The sequence below is a fragment of the Shimia sp. MIT1388 genome (assembly GCF_047124445.1).
GTDB lineage: Bacteria > Pseudomonadota > Alphaproteobacteria > Rhodobacterales > Rhodobacteraceae > Shimia.
Genome location: NZ_CP138921.1, coordinates 143,952 through 164,010, shown reverse-complemented (window position 1 = coordinate 164,010; position 20,059 = coordinate 143,952). Strand labels below are relative to the sequence as shown.

Annotated in this window: 21 protein-coding genes; 5 read left to right on the top strand and 16 right to left on the bottom strand. The window is 58.9% G+C overall.

Annotation, left to right across the window (positions count from 1 at the left end; genetic code table 11):
• Positions 1-18: 18 nt before the first annotated feature.
• Positions 19-504 (top strand): DUF4174 domain-containing protein, encoded by a 486-nt coding sequence (locus SIB92_RS00750; RefSeq protein WP_412554020.1) that lies wholly within the window; start codon positions 19-21, stop codon positions 502-504.
• A 37-nt stretch (positions 505-541) separates the two neighbouring features.
• On the opposite strand, the gene SIB92_RS00745 is transcribed toward SIB92_RS00750, so the two are convergent.
• The 10 genes from SIB92_RS00745 to SIB92_RS00700 all read right to left on the bottom strand — a co-directional run bounded on the left by SIB92_RS00745 (position 542) and on the right by SIB92_RS00700 (position 8,539).
• Positions 542-1,453, bottom strand: a complete 912-nt coding sequence (locus SIB92_RS00745) for an aldo/keto reductase (protein WP_412554019.1) — start codon at positions 1,451-1,453, stop codon at positions 542-544.
• Positions 1,454-1,627: 174 nt separating this feature from the next.
• Entirely contained in the window at positions 1,628-3,676 is a 2,049-nt protein-coding gene (locus SIB92_RS00740) for an acetyl-CoA carboxylase biotin carboxylase subunit (RefSeq protein ID WP_412554018.1), read from the bottom strand.
• 155 nt (positions 3,677-3,831) lie between these two features.
• Positions 3,832-4,032, bottom strand: coding sequence for a hypothetical protein (locus tag SIB92_RS00735; protein WP_295177607.1), 201 nt, complete (start codon positions 4,030-4,032; stop codon positions 3,832-3,834).
• A 313-nt stretch (positions 4,033-4,345) separates the two neighbouring features.
• Complete coding sequence (locus SIB92_RS00730) at positions 4,346-4,702, bottom strand: hypothetical protein (protein ID WP_412554017.1); 357 nt, start codon at positions 4,700-4,702, stop codon at positions 4,346-4,348.
• Positions 4,703-4,783: 81 nt separating this feature from the next.
• Entirely contained in the window at positions 4,784-4,930 is a 147-nt protein-coding gene (locus tag SIB92_RS00725) for a hypothetical protein (protein WP_295177606.1), read from the bottom strand.
• A 202-nt stretch (positions 4,931-5,132) separates the two neighbouring features.
• The gene (locus tag SIB92_RS00720; RefSeq protein ID WP_412554016.1) at positions 5,133-5,627 is read right to left on the bottom strand and encodes a DUF6497 family protein; all 495 of its coding nucleotides are present in this window, start codon (positions 5,625-5,627) and stop codon (positions 5,133-5,135) included.
• Positions 5,624-5,977, bottom strand: coding sequence for a hypothetical protein (locus SIB92_RS00715; protein WP_412554015.1), 354 nt, complete (start codon positions 5,975-5,977; stop codon positions 5,624-5,626). The genes SIB92_RS00720 and SIB92_RS00715 overlap by 4 nt, the downstream gene beginning before the upstream one ends.
• Positions 5,974-6,477, bottom strand: a complete 504-nt coding sequence (locus tag SIB92_RS00710) for a methyltransferase family protein (protein ID WP_412554014.1) — start codon at positions 6,475-6,477, stop codon at positions 5,974-5,976. The genes SIB92_RS00715 and SIB92_RS00710 overlap by 4 nt, the downstream gene beginning before the upstream one ends.
• A gap of 54 nt (positions 6,478-6,531) precedes the next feature.
• Entirely contained in the window at positions 6,532-6,996 is a 465-nt protein-coding gene (locus SIB92_RS00705) for a hypothetical protein (protein WP_412554013.1), read from the bottom strand.
• Positions 6,997-7,006: 10 nt separating this feature from the next.
• Positions 7,007-8,539 carry an acyl-CoA carboxylase subunit beta gene (locus SIB92_RS00700; protein WP_412554012.1) on the bottom strand — a complete coding sequence of 511 codons (1,533 nt, stop codon included), beginning with the start codon at positions 8,537-8,539 and terminating at the stop codon, positions 7,007-7,009.
• 218 nt (positions 8,540-8,757) lie between these two features.
• Here SIB92_RS00700 and SIB92_RS00695 point away from each other — a divergent pair, with 218 nt between their 5' ends.
• From SIB92_RS00695 to SIB92_RS00685, 3 genes are all read left to right on the top strand, one after another.
• Complete coding sequence (locus SIB92_RS00695) at positions 8,758-9,972, top strand: multidrug effflux MFS transporter (protein ID WP_412554011.1); 1,215 nt, start codon at positions 8,758-8,760, stop codon at positions 9,970-9,972.
• 250 nt (positions 9,973-10,222) lie between these two features.
• Positions 10,223-11,623, top strand: coding sequence for a helix-turn-helix domain-containing protein (locus tag SIB92_RS00690; RefSeq protein WP_412554010.1), 1,401 nt, complete (start codon positions 10,223-10,225; stop codon positions 11,621-11,623).
• Between the two features lie 52 nt (positions 11,624-11,675).
• Entirely contained in the window at positions 11,676-12,437 is a 762-nt protein-coding gene (locus SIB92_RS00685) for an alpha/beta hydrolase (protein ID WP_412554009.1), read from the top strand.
• Here the strand turns inward: SIB92_RS00685 and SIB92_RS00680 are convergent.
• The 3 genes from SIB92_RS00680 to betB all read right to left on the bottom strand — a co-directional run bounded on the left by SIB92_RS00680 (position 12,419) and on the right by betB (position 15,893).
• Positions 12,419-12,658, bottom strand: coding sequence for a YdcH family protein (locus SIB92_RS00680; RefSeq protein ID WP_412554008.1), 240 nt, complete (start codon positions 12,656-12,658; stop codon positions 12,419-12,421). The two genes, SIB92_RS00685 and SIB92_RS00680, sit on opposite strands and share 19 nt — an antisense overlap.
• A gap of 93 nt (positions 12,659-12,751) precedes the next feature.
• Positions 12,752-14,407 carry a choline dehydrogenase gene (gene betA, locus SIB92_RS00675; protein ID WP_412554007.1) on the bottom strand — a complete coding sequence of 552 codons (1,656 nt, stop codon included), beginning with the start codon at positions 14,405-14,407 and terminating at the stop codon, positions 12,752-12,754.
• A gap of 34 nt (positions 14,408-14,441) precedes the next feature.
• Positions 14,442-15,893: a betaine-aldehyde dehydrogenase gene (betB, locus tag SIB92_RS00670; RefSeq protein ID WP_412554006.1), complete on the bottom strand. Its 1,452-nt coding sequence runs from the start codon at positions 15,891-15,893 to the stop codon at positions 14,442-14,444.
• A gap of 157 nt (positions 15,894-16,050) precedes the next feature.
• Between betB and betI the strand changes: the two genes are divergently transcribed.
• Complete coding sequence (gene betI, locus SIB92_RS00665; protein WP_412554005.1) at positions 16,051-16,635, top strand: choline-responsive transcriptional repressor BetI; 585 nt, start codon at positions 16,051-16,053, stop codon at positions 16,633-16,635.
• A 5-nt stretch (positions 16,636-16,640) separates the two neighbouring features.
• Here the strand turns inward: betI and SIB92_RS00660 are convergent, their stop codons facing one another.
• The 3 genes from SIB92_RS00660 to SIB92_RS00650 all read right to left on the bottom strand — a co-directional run bounded on the left by SIB92_RS00660 (position 16,641) and on the right by SIB92_RS00650 (position 20,037).
• Positions 16,641-17,297, bottom strand: coding sequence for a hypothetical protein (locus tag SIB92_RS00660; protein ID WP_412554004.1), 657 nt, complete (start codon positions 17,295-17,297; stop codon positions 16,641-16,643).
• Between the two features lie 72 nt (positions 17,298-17,369).
• Positions 17,370-18,878 carry a choline-sulfatase gene (betC, locus tag SIB92_RS00655; RefSeq protein ID WP_412554003.1) on the bottom strand — a complete coding sequence of 503 codons (1,509 nt, stop codon included), beginning with the start codon at positions 18,876-18,878 and terminating at the stop codon, positions 17,370-17,372.
• 73 nt (positions 18,879-18,951) lie between these two features.
• Positions 18,952-20,037, bottom strand: coding sequence for a DUF1036 domain-containing protein (locus tag SIB92_RS00650; RefSeq protein ID WP_412554002.1), 1,086 nt, complete (start codon positions 20,035-20,037; stop codon positions 18,952-18,954).
• Positions 20,038-20,059: the final 22 nt, after the last annotated feature.

Sequence of the window (20,059 nt, the reverse complement as noted above, 5' to 3'; positions counted from 1 at the left end):
GTCTCAACAGGAGAGACGATGACCCACCGCTTAGCCTTTGTTCTGACTGGTTTTCTGGCCGCGACTGGCGCTGCCGTACAAGCCACAGAAACCGCTGAAAATGATGCCTCTGCCTCCGTGGAAACCGTGGCGGAAAATGCACTGGAATTAATACAATCTGGTTTGAACGCCGACCTCAGCGCATACCTCTGGAAAAACCGGGTGCTTGTGGTCTTTGCAGACACCGACCGCGACCCCCGGTACCTGCAGCAACTCGAGCTGATCGAGGCCTTTCCCGACGACCTGATTGAGCGCGATGTGATTGTGCTCACCGATACTGATCCATCCGCCAAATCCGCCCTGCGCAAGCAGCTACGCCCGCGTGGCTTCATGGTGGCCTTGGTGGAAAAAGACGGCGTTGTGTACCTGCGCAAGCCAACCCCTTGGACGGTGCGGGAGCTCTCTGCCTCCATCGACAAACACCCGCTGCGCCAGCAGGAAATCCGCGACCGCCGCCAGCCGTAGGCGGCGGTGCATACCGGGATATGACGCCCGCGTCGTATCACGGCATCGGCGCTCCGCGTGCCGCCACCAGCACGTCGTACCAGTCCTGTCGGCTCAGTTTCACCTCATAAGCCTTGGCGCTGTCTGTGATCCGCGCCACATTCTGCGTGCCAATAAGCGCCATGCTCACCGCTGGATGCGCCAACACCCAGGCCAGCGCCACATGATCCACACCAACACCTTCGCGTGTGGCAATGCCATCCAGCACGGACAACACCCGCGCCTCCTGCGTGCCCGCTTCCGGCTGATGCCCTGCCGTCAAACGCCCCCCGCCCAGCGGAGACCACGCCATGATCGCCAGGTTCACCTCCTGCGCAATGTCCAGCGTGCCATCTTCCAAAGGGTCGATGGCCAGCGGCGAGAACTCCGGCTGATTGGCCACCAGCGCAAAATCCAGCTTGCTCTGCAACGCCCGGATTTGCGTATGGGTGAAGTTGCTCACCCCCGCCTCGCGGATCTTCCCCGCCGCCCGCAACTGCGTCAGCGCTTCCGCCACTTCGTCATAGGACGCCAAAAGGTCCGGCCGATGCACCAGAAACACGTCGATCACATCGGTTTTGAGCCGCGCGAGCGACGCCTCACAGCTCTCAATAAGGTTAGACGCGCGGCTGTCATAAGGCACCGGCGGGTGAATCCCGCCTTTGGTGACCAGAACAGTTTTCTCCCGCAGCCCTTTTTGAGAGGCGTAAACCTCGCCCAAAACAGCCTCGGCTGCGCCAAAACCCTCTTCACCAAACCCATAGATCGCCGCCGTATCCACCAGATTGGCGCCAATCTCTAGCGCGGCCTCAATCTTCGCCGTGGCGTCCGCAACCGTGCTGCCGGAAAACCGCCAGCAGCCATAGGCCAGCCGACCTACCTCAAACGGGCCAATCTTTGTTGTGCGTGCAATATCCAAAACCGCGCTCATGCCAATCTCTCCCAATTCATGTTTGCGTTAACATGAACCCCTAGAGCCTCTCCGCCGTAGGTCAAGACACAGGGTCTTGAAGCGTGATATGGGGCGGAAAGAAACATGGCTTTGGGCTCTAGGGGATGCGTGTGGCACCCGGCGCTGCCGCCGGATGCCGAAAGTCTTAGCGGATCATTCAAACTCCATGATCACGTCGTCCACCGCGAGGCTGTCACCGGCCGCCGCGTTGATCTTGGTGACCACGGTGGTTTTCTCCGCCCGCAGGATGTTTTCCATCTTCATGGCTTCCACGGTGCAGAGCGCCTGACCTTCCTGCACCTCATCACCCACTTCCACGTCGACCTTTACGATCAGACCCGGCATCGGGCAAAGCAGCATCTTGGAAGTATCTGGCGCCACTTTCTCCGGCATCAGCTTAGCCAGTTCCGCCTGACGCGGGCTGCGCACGTGCACCACCAGATCGGCGCCACGGGTACGCAGACGGAAACCACCCGGCACTTTGCCAACCTTCAGCACCAGCTTCTCGCCGCCTACCTTCAAGGTCGCCAGTTGATCACCCGGTGTCCAGTCCGAGGACACGCGCAGCTTGCTGCCATCCTCAAACTTGATGGTGGACCCTTTCTTGTCGGCCTTCACCTTCACCGCAAAATCGGTGCCTTGCGCAGACACAACCCACTTCTTGCCCACACGGCGCTCGTGGTTGTCCATGCGGCCCGACACCCGCGTGCGACGAATTTCCGCCACGCGGTACATCGCCGCCGCAGCAGCAGCCACGCGCTTCAACTGGTCTTCCGGCAGCTCCACACCTTCAAAGCCTTCCGGATACTCTTCCTCAATGAAGGCGGTGGTCATATCACCGGAGATGAACTTCGGGTGATCCATCACCGCGCTCACGAACGGCAGGTTGTGGCCAATGCCTTCCAGCTCAAACCCGTCCAGCGCCTGACGCATCGCCTCAATCGCCTCTTCACGGGTCGGTGCCCAGGTACAGAGCTTTGCGATCATCGGATCGTAATACATGCTGATCTCGCCGCCTTCGTAGACGCCAGTATCATTACGCACAGCAAAGCCTTTGCCCTCTTTGGCATCATCCGCCCATTTGCCGTTGTCCAACATCGGACCGGCAGCAATCTCGGCAGGTGGACGATAACGAGTCAGACGGCCAATCGACGGCAGGAAGTTGCGATAGGGATCTTCCGCATAGACACGGTTCTCAATCGCCCAGCCATTGATGGTCACATCATCCTGCGTGATCGACAGCGGCTCGCCCGCCGCCACGCGGATCATCTGCTCCACAAGGTCCACACCGGTGATCAGCTCGGTCACAGGGTGTTCCACCTGCAAACGGGTGTTCATCTCAAGGAAGTAGAAGTTCTTGTCGCCATCAACGATGAATTCCACCGTGCCCGCAGAGGCATAGCCCACGGCTTTCGCCAGCGCGACAGACTGCTCGCCCATCGCCTTACGGGTGGCTTCATCCAGGAACGGGCTTGGCGCTTCTTCAACAACCTTCTGATTCCGGCGCTGAATCGAGCATTCCCGCTCGTTCAGGTAAATCCCGTTGCCATGCGCATCGCACAGCACCTGAATTTCGATGTGACGCGGTTGGGTCACAAACTTCTCAATGAAGATACGGTCATCGCCAAACGAGTTCGCGGCTTCGTTCTTGGACGATTGAAAGCCCTCACGCGCTTCCTGATCGTTCCAGGCAATCCGCATACCCTTACCGCCACCACCGGCGGAGGCTTTGATCATCACCGGATAGCCAATCTCGTTGGAGATCTTTACCGCCTCATCCGCGTCTTCGATCAGGCCCATATAGCCCGGCACGGTCGACACATTGGCATCCTGCGCGATTTTCTTGGAGGTGATCTTGTCCCCCATGCTCTCAATCGCACCTTTAGGCGGGCCCACGAAAGCCACGCCAGCGGCTTCCAAAGCCTCGGCAAACTTGGCGTTTTCCGACAGGAAGCCATAGCCCGGATGCACAGCCTGCGCGCCGGACTGTTTGATTGCGTCCATGACCTTGTCGATCACGATGTAAGACTGGTTCGCAGGTGGCGGACCGATGTGGATGGCTTCATCCGCCATTTGCACATGCAGCGCCTGCTTGTCGGCGTCCGAATAAATCGCCACCGTCTTGATGCCCATCTTACGAGCGGTTTTGATCACGCGGCAGGCAATCTCGCCCCGGTTGGCAATCAGGATCTTGTCGAACATCTTATCGTCCTTCTTGGTCTTCGCGAGCCGCGACAGCAGCTTGCATAGGCAACAAAAAAGCCACCGCCGCGCTTGCGCACGTCGATGGCTCTGGGTTCGGAACCGGCTGGGTTTCAGCCGGACAATTCAAATCACCCTGCGGCGCGCAAAGGCGCTCAGCAACTGGTGGCGAATTCTTGACAATAGATCGTGTTGGCCGCGCCGCCGACAACCGCGCCGGCCGCAAGGCTGCCGCCAACGGCCGCTGCCGCCACGGTGCCTGCACCCGCGCCGATGAGCGCTTGCTCGCCCATGGTCCGGCCGCACGCCGAAAGCCCAAGGAGCGCAATGATGGAAACTGCTGCTGTGATACGCATGTGTCTGTGCCTCTTCCCGATGTGGGTTTGTCGGCGGATCTACTGCCCGCCTGGTCTGTGTTTACGCCCACAATTTCACCCGTTTTCACCGCACGCGCAAGCGTCACAGAAAAAACGGGTGATCCTGAAGGGACAATACAGGACCACCCGTAAGGGGAAGGGTAACGGAATACACTGTTACAGGAGCGATGCGCGACAACGCCCCGCTCCATGACAGTGACCTTGCCACGGCAAACTACGGAAAACAGGGGCAATTTTGCCTCTGTCCCGCTTTGGGCAATGGCTTGCCCATTATGTCGTGGCATCGGCAACATTACGCCCAGTCATCCTCAAATGCGTCCGGGAAAGACACGCGGGCCACCGCTTCATCAATGACCAGCAGTGCCTCATAATCTTCGGGGTCAAAATCCTCTTCGACCGCGACCACTTCGCGCCCGAACAGCCAGCTCAAACGGCCCGCATCCAGATTGCCGCGCTCAAATGGCTGGTCGCCAAAATGCACCCACAGTGCCTGCATAAAGGCCGCATCCGCGCGACGATCCGGCGGACGACGGTCTTTGAACCGCTCACGACGGGTGATCGGCGTGACCCCTTTGGGGTTGGCGCGACGAATGGTGAATTGGAAATCCGTGCCCGGAAGACGGCCGGGGAACCCGCGATGCTTGATCATGCCACATCTCCCCGGATTGCTGAGAGCGTGGCGCGGGTGTGAACAGGCCGCGCGGCCTGTCCACCTGTTAGGCGGATCGCCTTACTTGTATTTGCCGGTGTAGGTCGGCTCAGTCGAGATCGGCTCTGGGTCGACCACAACATATTCTTCCAGCGGCTCGTCTTGGCCACAGGCTGCAACCAGGGCCACGAGGCCGATTGCCAGGAATGACTTGATGCTCTTGGACATCTTGTTCTCCATTCATTGTTTAACGTCCAAACCGGGCGGATTTGCCCGGCCTGCCTCACTGCCCCACGTTGGGGACATGCGCGCAGGTTATGCAAATCTTCTGCAAAAAGATACAGATACGAGCCCAAGCTCATCCGCTGTGACCGCAAAGCCGCAATGTCTTGCTCATTGCCCTTAACGTTAACAATATCTAGTGGTGTCATCAGAAGCCCTCCCAGATACAGGTGCCATCCTGCACGCTGAATGCTTCAAAAAACTGCGTCGCCACCTGTGTGGTCTCGCCAAATGTGGTTTCTCTGTCCGCCATGGATATGATCACCTGATCGACTGTTTCATCCTGAATGGCGAGATACGGTACTGCGACGCCAATGCACAGATGAAAGAAGTCTTCCTCGATTTCGGTGAACTCCACACCCTGCCGAATGAGCGGCATGACATAGCGGAACCGCGCCACACGGCTTTCATCCGCGCGCACTTCGTAGAGAATTTCCTGAAGATGGAGATCGTTGCCTGAGGGCACGACCGGGGTCTCCTCCAAAACCCCGGCCGTGGCCGCGCCCGTGAGGGCCCCTCCAAACGCGGCGGAAAGCGTAAGCTGAGTCGCACGCTTGCACAGTTCTTTTGTAAAAGCTGCAAAAAATGTGCGAGACGCGAAAGTTTTTTGCGCCAAAGCCTTACGTTGCGTCACAAATTTCATGAGGACGCCCCCCGGTGTTGCGCAAACCGCCGCCAGCGATCCCGCCGCTCAGGACAGTCCAAAATCTCGGCAATGATGGCCTGCGCATGGCCCTTGGCCACTGCGCCATCCACAGCCCCGCCGGCCTTCACAACCAGCCGCCCAGCCTCGCGCCGCACCTCAACAGTTGGCGCAAAGCCACGCAAATCCTGCAACGCCCGCCACATATCCTGCCGCACCTGCTGCGCCGTGCGCAGCAAGCCCGCATCCGGCAACGAGGTCTCCGCCACCACGTCCCAGCGCACCGGCAACCGACGGCTCATGGTCAGCGCATCGCCCTCGCGTTGGATATGCCAGCGGCTCCGGCTCATAGCCACCTCCGTGTCTGTGTGAGAAACGCCTGATAGTCCGCCCCAAAGAGGTCGGTCAGATAAGCCTCTTCGCGCAGCACAACACCAAAGTGCAGCAGCACAAACACCACCGCCGCGCCCAGCACCGCCCAATCCAATGAAAACGTCAGCGCCAAGCCCAGTTGCAACACAACCATGCCCAGGTACATCGGGTTACGCGTGAACCGGTACGGCCCGCTGCGCACAAGTTTCAGCACCGGTTGCGTGGGATCCACATTGGTCCCTGCCGCCCGGAACGCCCGCGCCCCGGACATGGCCAACCACCCGGCAGCCCCCAGCAGCACCACACCGGGCACAACGCTGTTAAGCGTGCCCGCAGCAGGCAACACCGCCAACGGCACCAACCACTCCAATGCAACCGCCGTCACAGGGGCGATTACCGAAACGGCTGGCGGGTACACCGCAATATTGGGGCCAGCGCGGGTCATATGGCCCAGCATCCACTGGGAACTCCACCGCACCGAGCCAGGTCCGCGACATCAGCCGCGAACCCGAAAGCAACGTGATATGTCGCTTTAGCTGGCAAAGAACCGGAATCCTTTACAATTATCGGACGAAAAGCCAGCCTGAACCTTGCCGCCTGCCTTGGTCCAGTCCTGAATCAAGATGACGCGGTTGTACTTCTTGCCGGCAAATTGCTTAGCGACCTTGGCTTGCGTCGCCTTGCACATCGCCAACATCTGCTTTTTGACCGTGGCCCGCTTGGCCGGGATAGGCCCGGTCATCGACGCACCAACCATCGGCTGCGCCCGCGTGTGTTTTTGCGAACTGGCATAGTCATCCCGCGTTCTTGTTGTCGTAATCGCGCCTTCTTCGATCTTAACAACACAAGCCTTCGTGCCGTTGCCCAGATCAAGCGACTGGACACCACGACAGCTCTGCGCCTGCGCTGCCAGTGGCAACGCAAACAAAATGCAGGAGGCAAAAGTAAGGGTACGCATATTCAATTCTTCCTTGTAGTGGATCGTTAGTGGATCCACCTATAGGTCATTACAGCGGGATGTTGTCGTGCTTTTTCCACGGGTTCTCGAGCTTCTTGTTGCGCAGGCTCGCAAACGCCCGGCTCACCCGCTTGCGTGTGCTCTGCGGCATGATCACCTCATCGATGAAGCCACGCTCGGCCGCCACAAATGGCGTGGCAAAGCGGTCTTCATAATCCTTGGTATGCTCCGCAATCTTCTCCGCATCGCCCAGATCAGCGCGGTGAATGATCTCGGTCGCGCCTTTCGCGCCCATCACCGCGATCTCCGCCGTTGGCCAGGCGTAGTTGAAATCGCCGCGCAGATGCTTGGAGGCCATCACGTCATAGGCCCCGCCGTAAGCTTTCCGGGTGATCACAGTCACCTTCGGCACGGTCGCTTCACCATAAGCAAACAGCAGCTTCGCGCCGTGTTTGATCACCCCGCCATATTCCTGGCTGGTCCCAGGCAGGAAGCCCGGCACGTCCACCAGCGTCAGGATTGGAATTTCAAAACAGTCACAGAAGCGCACAAACCGGGCCGCCTTGCGGGAGCTGTCAATGTCCAGACAGCCCGCCAGCACCATCGGCTGGTTGGCAACAACACCCACGGTCTGACCTTCCAGGCGGATAAAGCCGGTGATGATGTTCTTGGCGTAGTCTTCCTGAATCTCGTAGAAATCGCCCTCATCCGCCACTTTGGCGATCAGCTCTTTCATGTCGTATGGCGTGTTGGGGTTCTCCGGCACCAACGTGTCCAAAGACTTCTCAACCCGGCCCGGCTCATCAAAGAACGGACGCACCGGCGGTTTCTCGCGGTTGTTCAGTGGCAGGAAGTCCACCAGACGGCGCACTTCGGTCAGCGCCTCCACGTCGTTCTCAAACGCGCCATCGGCCACCGAGGACTTTTTGGTGTGCGTCGACGCCCCGCCCAATTCCTCAGCCGTCACAACCTCATTGGTCACGGTCTTCACAACATCCGGACCGGTCACAAACATATAAGAGGTGTCTTTCACCATGAAGATGAAGTCGGTCATCGCAGGCGAGTACACCGCACCACCGGCACATGGGCCCATGATCACGGAAATCTGCGGCACCACGCCGGACGCCATGATGTTGCGCTGGAACACTTCTGCATAGCCAGCCAGCGAGTCGACGCCTTCCTGAATACGTGCGCCGCCCGAGTCGTTCAGGCCAATGATTGGCGCGCCATTCTGCACCGCCATGTCCTGGATTTTGCAGATCTTCTGCGCGTGGGTCTCCGACAAGGAGCCACCAAACACCGTGAAGTCCTGAGAGAAGACATAGACCATACGGCCATTGATCGTGCCCCAGCCGGTGATCACGCCGTCGCCCGCAGGCTTTTGCTCTTCCATGCCAAATTCGGTGCAGCGATGGGTTTTGAACATGTCAAACTCTTCAAAGCTGCCCTCATCCAACAGCAGCTCGATCCGCTCCCGCGCGGTCAGCTTGCCTTTGGCGTGCTGGCTGTCGATCCGGCGCTGACCGCCACCCAAACGCGCAACTTCACGGCGCTCTTCCAACTGTTGCAGAATGTCTTTCATGGCACGGCCCTCATTCGTCGATTTGGGCAGGCACAGGATGCACTGCCCCCAAAAGCTTTGCGCAACACCATAGGCAGCTTGCTGCACCCGCAAAAGGATTTTCCCGCAAATTTGCAAACTCAAGAAAATGAAGGTCGTGCGAATTGCAAATTAGCAAATAGTTCACAATTGAAATTAATCCATGGACATTTGCCGACCGCGCCCCTACCTCTTAGCCCATGAGTACAATGGCCCGCGGTCAATTTCTCGACCGAACCTCACCACCCAATATCTTCACGCTGATCCTGCTGGCCGGGGTCTCGGCACTGTGCATGAACATCTTCCTGCCCAGCCTGCCGTCGATGACCGAATATTTCGGCACCGATTATGGCGTGATGCAGCTCTCCATCGCGGTCTACCTTGCCGTCAACGCCGTGCTGCAAATTGTGGTTGGCCCAATCAGCGACAAATTTGGCCGCCGTCCGGTGATCCTCGCAGGCCTTGTCATCTTCTTAGCCGCCACCATTGGCTGCATATACGCACCCAACGCCGCAATCTTCCTGACCTTCCGCATGCTACAGGCCGCCGTGGTGGTCGCCATGGTCCTGTCCCGCGCCGTGGTGCGCGACATGGTCTCTACCGACGAAGCCGCCTCGATGATTGGCTACGTCACCATGGGCATGACTGTGGTGCCCATGCTTGGCCCTGCACTTGGCGGCCTGCTGGACAGCGCCTTTGGCTGGCAAGCCAGCTTCTGGCTTCTGTTTGCCACCGGTGCCGCCATTCTCTGGCTCACCTGGCGTGACCTCGGCGAAACCAAATCCAGCAGCGGGCTCTCACTGGGCCAACAGTTCCGAGAATATCCCGAGCTCCTGACCAGCCCCCGGTTCTGGGGCTATTCGCTCGCCAATTGCTTCACCTCCGGCGCCTTCTTTGCCTACCTCGGTGGCGCGCCCTTTGTGGCCACCGAGCTCTTTGGCATGGACGCCGCCAAAATGGGCATCTACTTCGGCGCCCCTGCGGTGGGGTATTTCATCGGCAATTTCCTCTCCGGCCGCTATTCCGCCCGCGTGGGGATCAACCGCATGGTGATGATGGGCTGCACCATCTGTGGTCTGGGCGTTGGCGCCTCTTTGTCAATCTTCGCGATGGGCTTCGGCTCCGCTGAGATCTTCTTCGGCTTCATGACCTTTGTCGGCATCGGCAACGGCCTTGCCATCCCCAACGCCACCGCTGGTGCGCTCTCCGTACGCCCACACCTCGCAGGCACCGCCTCCGGCCTCACCGGCGCGATCATGATCGGCGGCGGCGCAGCCCTCTCCGCCCTCGCAGGCGCGCTGCTGACACCAGAAACCGGCGCGTTCCCGCTACTGTGGCTGATGTGTGCCACCTCGATTTTGGGTGTAACCTCCATCCTCATGGTCATCCGTCGCGAAAAAACCATCGGCGTCTAACCCCACAAAAACTGCCTCACTGTCCCAGACCTGGTCTGGGGCCACGCACGACTGCTCCATGCAGCTGCGTTAACCGAGGCCACTCCAAAACCTGCACCTCCGCGTAACAGTCGCAATACCGACGCCATACCGACGTGAAAATCGGCCTCAGAATCGCCGGTTAACGACCAAACGCCGCAGCCTCTTTTGCCCTCTGGCGCCGCACAGTTTGCAAAGCTATCTTTGCAGCTATGCAATCGGGAGGAGTCGCATGCCCACGCAGAAGCTCTACGCAGGCGCCAAACTACGCGAAATCCGCACACGGCTCACGCTGACACAGAAGGATTTTGCCCAAAAACTTGGGGTCTCCCTGCCCTATCTGAACCAGATGGAGAACAACAACCGCCCGGTGTCCACCACGGTTGTCTTGGCCCTCGCGCAGGAATTTGGCTTGGATGTCACAGAGTTAAGCACCGGTGACAGCGAACGCCTCGTCTCTGACATGCGCGAAGCCCTCGCCGACCCGGTCCTCGCCGAAACCTCTGCCCCTCTCGCAGACCTGCGCCTCACCGCTTCCAACGCCCCTGCTTTGGCGCGCGCCTTTCTGGAACTACACCGCGCCTACCGCCAAACCCACGAACGGCTTGCGTCTTTAGACGAGGCCCTTGGCCGCCAGGATGTACAAATGCAGGCCAGCCCCTGGGATGAAGTCAGGGACTTTTTTCACTATTGTGACAATTACATAGACGCTGTCGACCACGCCGCCGAACGCTTCGCACAAGGCGCTGTAGAGCACGGCGGAATCCGCGCCGCTGCCCTCGCCTCTCTCAAGGACACAGGCATCACTGTTGCCTTCACCGACATCGACCAACTGCGCCACTACGACGCCGAGCACCAACGCCTGCAAATCTCCCGCTACGCGCAGCCAGAAACTCAGACATTTCAACTCCTTCTGCAGGTCGCGCTGTTGCAAAACGGCAAGCTGCTAGAGGCCACTCTGGACTTTGCCCGCTTCCAATCCGACGCCGCGCGGTCCATCGCCAAAATCGGCCTCGCCAACTACTACGCCGGTGCGGCCCTCATGCCTTATGGCACCTTCCTCGAAGTCGCCCGCGAAACCCGCCACGACCTTGAGTTGCTTTCCAACCGTTTCGGCGCCTCCATCGAACAAGTCGCCCACCGGCTGTCCACCCTGCAACGCCCTGGAAACAAAGGCATTCCCTTCTTCTTTGTCCGCGTCGATCAGGCCGGCACCATCACCAAACGCCACTCGGCAACCCGCCTGCAATTTGCCCGCTTCGGCGGCGCCTGCCCGCTCTGGAACGTACATCGTGCGTTTGAAACACCCGGCCGCTTCCTGCGCCAACTCGCCGAAACCCCAGACGGCGTGCGCTACATCTCGCTGGCCCGCGATGTCTCCAAATCCGGCGGCCACTTCGGCGCCCCTGTACGCCGCTACGCCATCGCCTTGGGATGTGAAATCCGCCACGCCGACGCGCTGGTCTACGCCGACCATATGGAGCTCGACAACCCGCAGGCCTTTGAACCCATTGGCATTTCCTGCCGCATCTGCGAACGCACCCATTGTCACCAACGCTCCGTGCCGCCGCTGGAACGCCGCCTGACCATCAACGAAAACGCCCGTGGCGTGTTGCCCTACGATGTGGGTTAGGCTGGCACAATTCCTGTTCCGGCTCTGCGCCTTTTGCGTGGTCTTTGCCTTTATGCTAATCGCCGCCGCGCCCCTGTTGGAGCGGCAGATGATCTACCCGCTGAACGACACCCGCGTCTCCCCTGCGGATGCCAATCTCCCAACTGTGACCGAAGAGGTGTTCCAACACGACGGTGAAGCGCTAATCGTCTGGACTGCACCGCCTGCCCCCGGCAAGCCGGTGATCTTCTATCTTCAAGGAAACGCAGGCAATTTGGCCAACCGTGTGTCGCGGTTCGACCTCCTGCTTCAACGGGGCTACGGACTCGTCGCCCCCGCCTACCGCGGCTATTCCGGCAGCACAGGCACCCCGCAAGAAGCCGACATCATCAACGACACCGTGGCAATCTACGACAGCATCGTACGCCCCACGATGTCCCCCGTGGTGGTCTATGGCGAGAGCATCGGCGCCGCCGTAACGCTCGGCGCATTGGAAGCAGGCATTACGCCCAACGCCATCCTGCTGGAAGCGCCCTACACCTCGATCAAGGCCATGGCCGCGCACCACTATCCCGGCAACGGCAGCTTCACGAAACACCTGTCAAATCAATGGGACAGCCTATCTCGCGCCAAGACCGTCACCTTACCTCTGCTGATCTTGCACGGCACCGAAGACGACCTCATCCCCATAGAAATGGGGCGACAGATTTTCGCTGCCGCCCCATCCAATAGTAAGGAATTTGTCGAAGCCCCCGGCGCGGGTCACACCGGCCTGTGGCGCACCGACACCTGGCCAAAACTGACCAGATTTATCAATCAGTTTGCTTTGAGATAAGCGTAGATTTCATCCTTCAGCGCGCCGCGACGCTTACGCAGATCCACTTCCGCCAGCTCTTCGCGTGGCGCCACATTGGTCTCGGCTGCATGCACCTTGCGGTTCAACTCGTGGTACTCATCGGCCAGCTTTGCAAAGTGCTTGTCGCTGACTTTCAACGCGCTCATTTTCTCAACAAATTCAGGGAATTCTGCGGCCAGTTCGTGTGGGGTGTTCGCCATGTTTGCGCTCCTGTTTTTAAGGTCGCACACACCATAGACCAGCCGAGTCTCCCCCCACTTTGACGCGGATCAAATCACATTCAAAAACACGCACTACCGCTGCGCATTTTCCCAACCGGGATGAAACCAAGGCTCCGCATTGGACGACGCCAGCCGCCGCCCCAAAATATGATCGGAGGCCTTCTCGCCGGTCATAATTGACGGCCCGTTAAGGTTGCCATTGGTGATGCGCGGGAAAATCGAGCTGTCCGCCACCCGCAACCCATCGACGCCAATCACACGGCACTCACTATCTACTACAGCATTGGGATCATCCACGCTGCCCATCTTGCAGGTGCCGCAAGGGTGATAGGCGCTCTCAGCGTGCTCTCTGATAAAGCTGTCGATCTCATCGTCCGTCTGCAAATCCACGCCCGGTTGGATCTCGCTTTTCACAAACGGCTGCATCGCCTCCTGCGCAAAAATCTCGCGGGTCAGACGGATGCAGGCACGGAAGTCTTCCCAATCCTGCTCCGTCGACATGTAGTTGAAGAAAATATTTGGCGCGGCCTTCGGATCGGCTGATTGCAAGGTCACCTCACCTCGAGACGGCGACCGCATCGGCCCGACATGCGCTTGAAAGCCATGCCCTTCGGCTGCCGCCTGCCCGTCATAGCGCACCGCGATGGGCAAGAAATGATACTGAATATCGGGATAGGAAATCCCCGCCCGAGACCGAATAAACCCAGCAGTTTCAAACTGGTTAGACGCCCCAAGCCCCGTCTTGGTGAACAGCCACTGTGCCCCAATCAGACCTTTGCCAATTAGGTTCCAATATTTGTAGAGTGTGATCGGCTGCTTACAAGCCATCTGCATGTAGACCTCAAGATGGTCCTGCAGATTCTGGCCCACGCCTGCACGATCCGCGACCACCTCAATGCCATGCTGTGCCAGATGCGCCGCCGGCCCAATGCCCGACAACATCAACAGTTTTGGTGAATTCAACGAGGACGCCGAAAGGATCACTTCCGCATTGGCGCGGATCACCTGAACCTGCCCACCCCGTTCAATTTCCACACCCACGGCGCGGCCGTTTTCCATCACAACCTTGCGGGCCAGCCCTCGAACAAGGTCACAGTTCTCGCGCTGCAAAGCCGGTTTTAGATAGGCATTCGCGGCAGACCAGCGCTGACCATTGTAGACAGTCATATCCATCGGGCCAAAGCCCTCTTGCTGCTGCCCGTTGTAGTCATCCGTCACCGGGTAGCCCGCCTGCCGCCCGGCCTCCACAAATGCCCCATGCAGCGGGTTGTTGCGCGGTCCACGGCTGATGTGCAGCGGCCCATCAGAACCGCGCCAATCGGGATCACCACCCTGTCCACTCTCGTGCCAGTTTTCCATGCGTTTGAAATACGGAAGCACATCCGCATAAGACCACCCATCCGCGCCGCTCTCGGCCCAATGGTCATAATCTCCCGCGTGCCCTCGGACATAAACCATACCATTGATCGAGCTGGACCCGCCAATCACCTTGCCACGCGGACACACCAACGTCCGTCCGCCCAAATGTGGCTCCGGCAAGGTTTTGTAGCCCCAGTCGTACAGGCTCATGTTCATCGGGTAGCTCAGCGCCGCGGGCATCTGAATAAACGGCCCCGCGTCGGTGCCGCCATGCTCAATCACCAGCACGGATTTGCCCGCCTCGCTCAACCGGTACGCCATTGCGCACCCAGCGGAGCCCGCGCCTACAATCACATAATCTGCCTGCATATTTTTCTTCCTGACAGAGCTGCCAAAGGGAGGGTTAGTAAGGCGCTTCCACGTCGCCCATGCGCACATAGACCGACTTCACCTGACTGTAATGGTTGATCGCTTCCTTGGAGTTTTCACGTCCCACACCGGAATTCTTCACCCCACCAAACGGCGCCTCCACCGGCGCGTCGTTGTAGGAGTTGATAAAGCAGCTGCCTGCTTCCAACTGCCCGATCACACGGTGACCACGGGACAGATCAGACGTAAACACACCCGCAGACAAGCCATATTCGGTGTCATTGGCCCGCGCGATCACTTCTTCCTCGGTGTCAAAATCCAAGACCGACATGACGGGCCCAAAAATCTCTTCCCGCGCGATGGTCATGTCATCAGTGACATCGGCAAAGACCGTTGGCTCCAGGAAGAACCCGTCGCGGTCCATGCGTTTGCCACCGCACACCAACCGCGCGCCTTCGTCGACACCCTTGGCCATATAGCCCAGCACAATGTCCATCTGCCGCTCAGACACCATCGGCCCAAAGCTGGTTGCCTCATCCAGTGGATCGCCAATCACCGCCGTGCCCAGACGTTCCGCCAGACGGGCCAGGAACTTCTCCTTGATGCCCTTCTGCACAAACACCCGCGTGCCGTTGGAACACACCTGACCGGAACTGTAGAAGTTGCCTAAAATAGCACCACCCACGGCGTTCTCGACATCCGCATCATCAAAGATAATCAGCGGAGATTTCCCGCCCAGCTCCATGGTCACATGCTTCATGTGGCTGGCCGCCGCCGCATACACCTTCTTGCCGGTTGGGACCGAGCCGGTCAGGCTAACCTTGTCCACGCGCGGGTCATTGACCAACGCCGCACCAACTTCGCCCAAGCCTTGGATGACGTTATAAACACCCGCAGGCACACCGGCCTCATGCAGGATTTCTGCTACCTTTAAGGCGCACATCGGTGTGGTTTCAGACGGCTTGAACACCATCGCATTGCCACACGCCAATGCAGGCGCACCTTTCCAGCAGGCGATCTGGGTCGGGTAGTTCCACGCCCCGATGCCGACACAGACACCCAGCGGCTCGCGTACCGTATAGACCCAGTCTTCCCCAAGCGGGATATGCTCGCCGGTCAGGCTGCCCGCCAGGCCGCCAAAATACTCCAACGCATCCGCGCCAGAAGTCGCATCCACCGCGATGGTCTCCTGATAGGGTTTACCGGTGTCATAGGTTTCCAGCACGGAAAGCTCATGGTTGCGCTCCATGATCATCGCTGCCGCCCGGCTCATGATGCGACCACGTTCGCGTCCCGTCATCGCTGCCCAGATCTTTTGGCCCGCTTTCGCGCTCTCCAGCGCCTGGTCAATGATCGATGGCGTCGCCGCATATACCGTGCCGATCACCTCACCCGTTGCCGGATAGACAATCTCAATCGGCGCGCCGGATGTGTCCTCCACATAGGCCCCGTTGATGAAATGGCTGGCCGTTGGTTGCAGTTGCATCGCGCGTTCCTTTGCTGTGCCGGCCACGCTCACGGGCCCACGGATTCTCAATCTGGCAGCCAAACTATCATCACGTGACTATTTTTTAAATGACCATTTAAAAATTTTATTGATACAACAACATTGCCCCTGAGAGCGATCACGCTAAAGTGGCGCCATGGGCCGTACACGTATCCGCGATATCCGACATGAAGAGTTGATCAACGCCACCATCACGGCGGTTCACAAACGGGGCTACGCCGTTGTCACTATGGCGGAAATTGCCGCCGAAGCCGGCGCCTCTGCGGCCTCGATCAACTACTATTTTGGCTCCAAGGAAAAGCTGATGGAGGCGACCATGCGCCGCCTGCTGACCTTGCTGAAACAAGCGATGCTGGAGCGCTACGCCACCGCCAAAACCCCGCATGAGCGGCTGATGGCGGTGATAGACGCCAACTTTTCAGACCGGCTTTTCACCAACGAACAATGCTCGATCTGGATGCAATTCTGGGCCAACGCGCCCTATGCGGAAAGCCTGCAACGCCTGCACCGCATCAACCGCGCCCGCGTCACCGCCCACTTCCGCGCCGAACTGCGCGCACTTGTCTCTGACGACCGCCGCGAAACGCTGCGTGAAGCTCTGCAATGCTATATGGATGGGGTTTGGCTGGAGGCTGCACAGTCCGACGCCCCCCTCAACCCGGCTCAGGCACGCACAGAGGCCCGCGAAGTGGCGGACCTCATGCTAAAATCGGAAAGCTGATCCCGTTAGGGCCGCACGTATTTGAAAAGCGTGCCGTCGCCCCCGGCCAATTGCATGATCATCTTATCCGCGGTGACCGCTTCAATGATCATGCAAGGCGGCTCGCTCCAAGGATCAATATGCGCAATCATCACCGGCCCCTGCCCGTTGGACTTCTCACAACTGTCCGCCAATTGCAGCGTGTACTCTGACGAGTAGTCCCCATTGATCTCCTCAGTCACCCGGTCGCCCCACACGGTGGACGTGTAGGCCGGATCAGCGGCGAACACCCACTGCCCCTGCAAATTGGCGCGGATTTCCGCATAAGGATCTAGCGACGGATCATGACGCAAAGCATGTACCGCCAGTTCTGCCGACATATCGCCCATCGAGACAATATCCGCCCGCAGCCACAACGGCGCATTCACATAAAGCGTGCCCATCGCCTCGACAATGTAACTTGGCGTCGGCTCGTTCCAGTTCACCCAATAGGTGAACCCATTGCTGGTCAGTTCGCAACTCGGCACTTCCTGCTCAAAGACACAGCCCTGCAACATCGCCACGTCTTCCAGCGGCTCGCCATGCACGCCACTCTCCACGCCGCTATCGATGAACATCTGCGCCTGCGCCGCGCCCGCCAGCATCACCACGGCACCTGCGCATTTCAGTGTTTTAAAAATCATAAACCTATCCCCTTCGCGTTGACCGCAGCCTAGGGGCACAAGCCTTAACAATCTACTCCCACGTGTGGCGATCTACTCCCCACGCGGAAAGCGCTGATTTTCCTCCACCACATTCAGGTCCATGTGGTTGCGCATGTAGCGCTCCGAGGCCTTTTGCAAGGGTTGATAATCCCACGGAAAATAGCCGCCCTCCCGCAACGCTTCATAGACCACCCAACGCCGCGCCTGACTTTCGCGCACCGCCGCATCAAACGCCGCCAGATCCCAACGCGCCTCTGATTTGGCCCGCAAGCTCTGCACCATGCCTTGATGCGCGGGTTCCTCCGCCAGGTTGGTCAACTCATGGGGATCCGCCTCCAAATCAAACAGCTGATCCGGGTCCAGCGCGCAGCGATTGTACTTCCACTTGCCATAGCGCAGCGACACCATCGGCGCATAAGACGCTTCGGCGGCATATTCCATCGCCACCGGTGTGTCGCGTTCCCCGCCCTGCCCCAAATGCACAAGGCTCTCTCCCGTTGTCCAAGGCATGACCTCCTCCATGCTCACCCCCGCCAATTCGCACAGCGTTGGACAGACATCGATGTTGCTCACCGGCGTGGTCACCAATCCGGGTTCCATATTCGGAGCCGCCACCATCATCGGCACCCGGCTGGAGCCCTCATAAAAGCTCATTTTGAACCACAGCCCGCGCTCACCCAGCATATCGCCATGGTCACTCACAAACAGAATAACGGCCTCTTGCCGCGTGGCCTCCAGCGCCTCCATCACCTCGCCGATCTTGTCATCCAGATAGGAGATATTGGCAAAATACGCCCGACGAGACCGGCGCACATCTTCCTCTGTAATGTCGAAACTGCGCCAGTCATTGGCGTCAAAAATGCGCTTGGAATGCGTGTCTTGCTCCTCATATGGGATCGCCCCAACCTCCGGCAGCAAGTGCTCGCAGTCTTCATACAAATCCCAGTACTTCTTGCGCGCCACATAGGGATCATGCGGATGGGTGAAGCTCACGGTCAAACACCACGGCCGTTCATCGTGCCCCCGCGCCAGATCATAGACTTTGCGCGTGGCGTGATAGGCAACTTCGTCGTCATACTCCATCTGATTGGATATCTCTGCCACGCCCGCGCCAGTCACACTGCCCATGTTGTGATACCACCATTCAATGCGCTCTCCCGGCTTGCGGTAATCCGGCGTCCAGCCAAAATCCGGCGGATAAATGTCCGTGGTCAGCCGCTCCTCAAACCCATGCAGCTGATCCGGCCCGACAAAATGCATCTTGCCGGACAGGCAGGTCTGATACCCAGCCCTCCGCAAGTGGTGCGCATAAGTTGGGATCGACGAGACAAACTCCGCCGCGTTGTCATAAACACCTGTCCCGCTCGGCAACTGTCCCGACATAAACGCCGCCCGTCCCGGCGCGCACAACGGACTGGCCGTGTAAGCGTTTTGAAACCGCGTCGACCGCGCCGCCAGCTTCTTTAAGTTCGGCGCATGCAACCACTCTGCAGGCCCGTCCGGGAAAAATGTCCCGTTGAGCTGATCCACCATAAAAATCAGGATGTTGGGACGGGACATGCGCAGGCTCCTTCGACGATTTCTCACACCCTAGGAACACCGCCATCCCAAGCTCAAGACGTTTCGCGACAAATCATCGCCGATAAACGAAGGGCTGCGGGTTACCGTAATAGTAGAGTACCATCTCCTCATCCGTGACACTGTCGATCATGTAACAGTAAGGCTCGCGGTCCTCCGGATTGGTCTGCAACAACACCGGCCCACCTGGCCCCGCGTCACACCCCGGCGCGATCTGCAGAAAATACGTTGCCGCAGGCTCGCCATTATACAAATCCGTCCACTCCGCGCCTTCAATCAAGACTTGCGCCGTCGCGTCTGTCATATCGCGCCACATCCCCATCATCGCTTCTCGAATATGCTGATAGGGATCAAGCTCCGGAAAGTAACTCACTTCGCGGATCACCGTATCCACCGTGATATCGCCATAGCTGATCATGTCGCCACCAAAGGCCACCGGCGTGCCCACCGGCAGAAACTCCAGCGCGTCCAGCAAGGCATCCTCGGTGCCGTTGCCGTAGTTCACGTAATACTTCCAGCCTTCCGCATGAAAGCTACAAAACGCGTCCTCATATTCAAAGGCGCAGCCCTGAAAAATACCGACCTGCGAAAACGGCTCTCCAAAGAACCCGGAGTTCTCCATCGGCATATAAAGCGGCAAAATCCGCCGTGCTTCGGACTCCGTCGTATAAACCATCTCCGCAGGTGGCGTTGCGGTCGCACCGCCTGCGTCCCCCGTCTCCAGCGCCGTGAAAATCCCCGCTTTGATATTCAACCGATAATCTTTGGCCGTTTTGCCGGTGTCGATCTTGGCAAACATGGATTTGTCATAGCCACGCGCCACGCAATCTTCATCCCCGACAATCGAAAATCCGGAGAGCTCTGTGCAAAAACTATACCGCTCCGCCGGATCAAACTCATAGCCACGCGCAGTGGCAAAGACGTAGTAATACCGCCGCTTCAGATCGCCAGTCACCGGCGTGTCGCACTCACCCGGGTCAAGGTTCCACCATCCGCGGGAGCGATAGGCATCCCCATCCTTGTACGCCAACGCCACGCTTTGCGAAAAACCAGCCTCGTTACAGATTTCCAACCCCGCCCGCGCAGCCACCGGCAGCGTCACCGCCGCCGCACACCCGACCATCCAGAAAGTTGATCTCATAGTGCCACCCTCCCGATTTTCC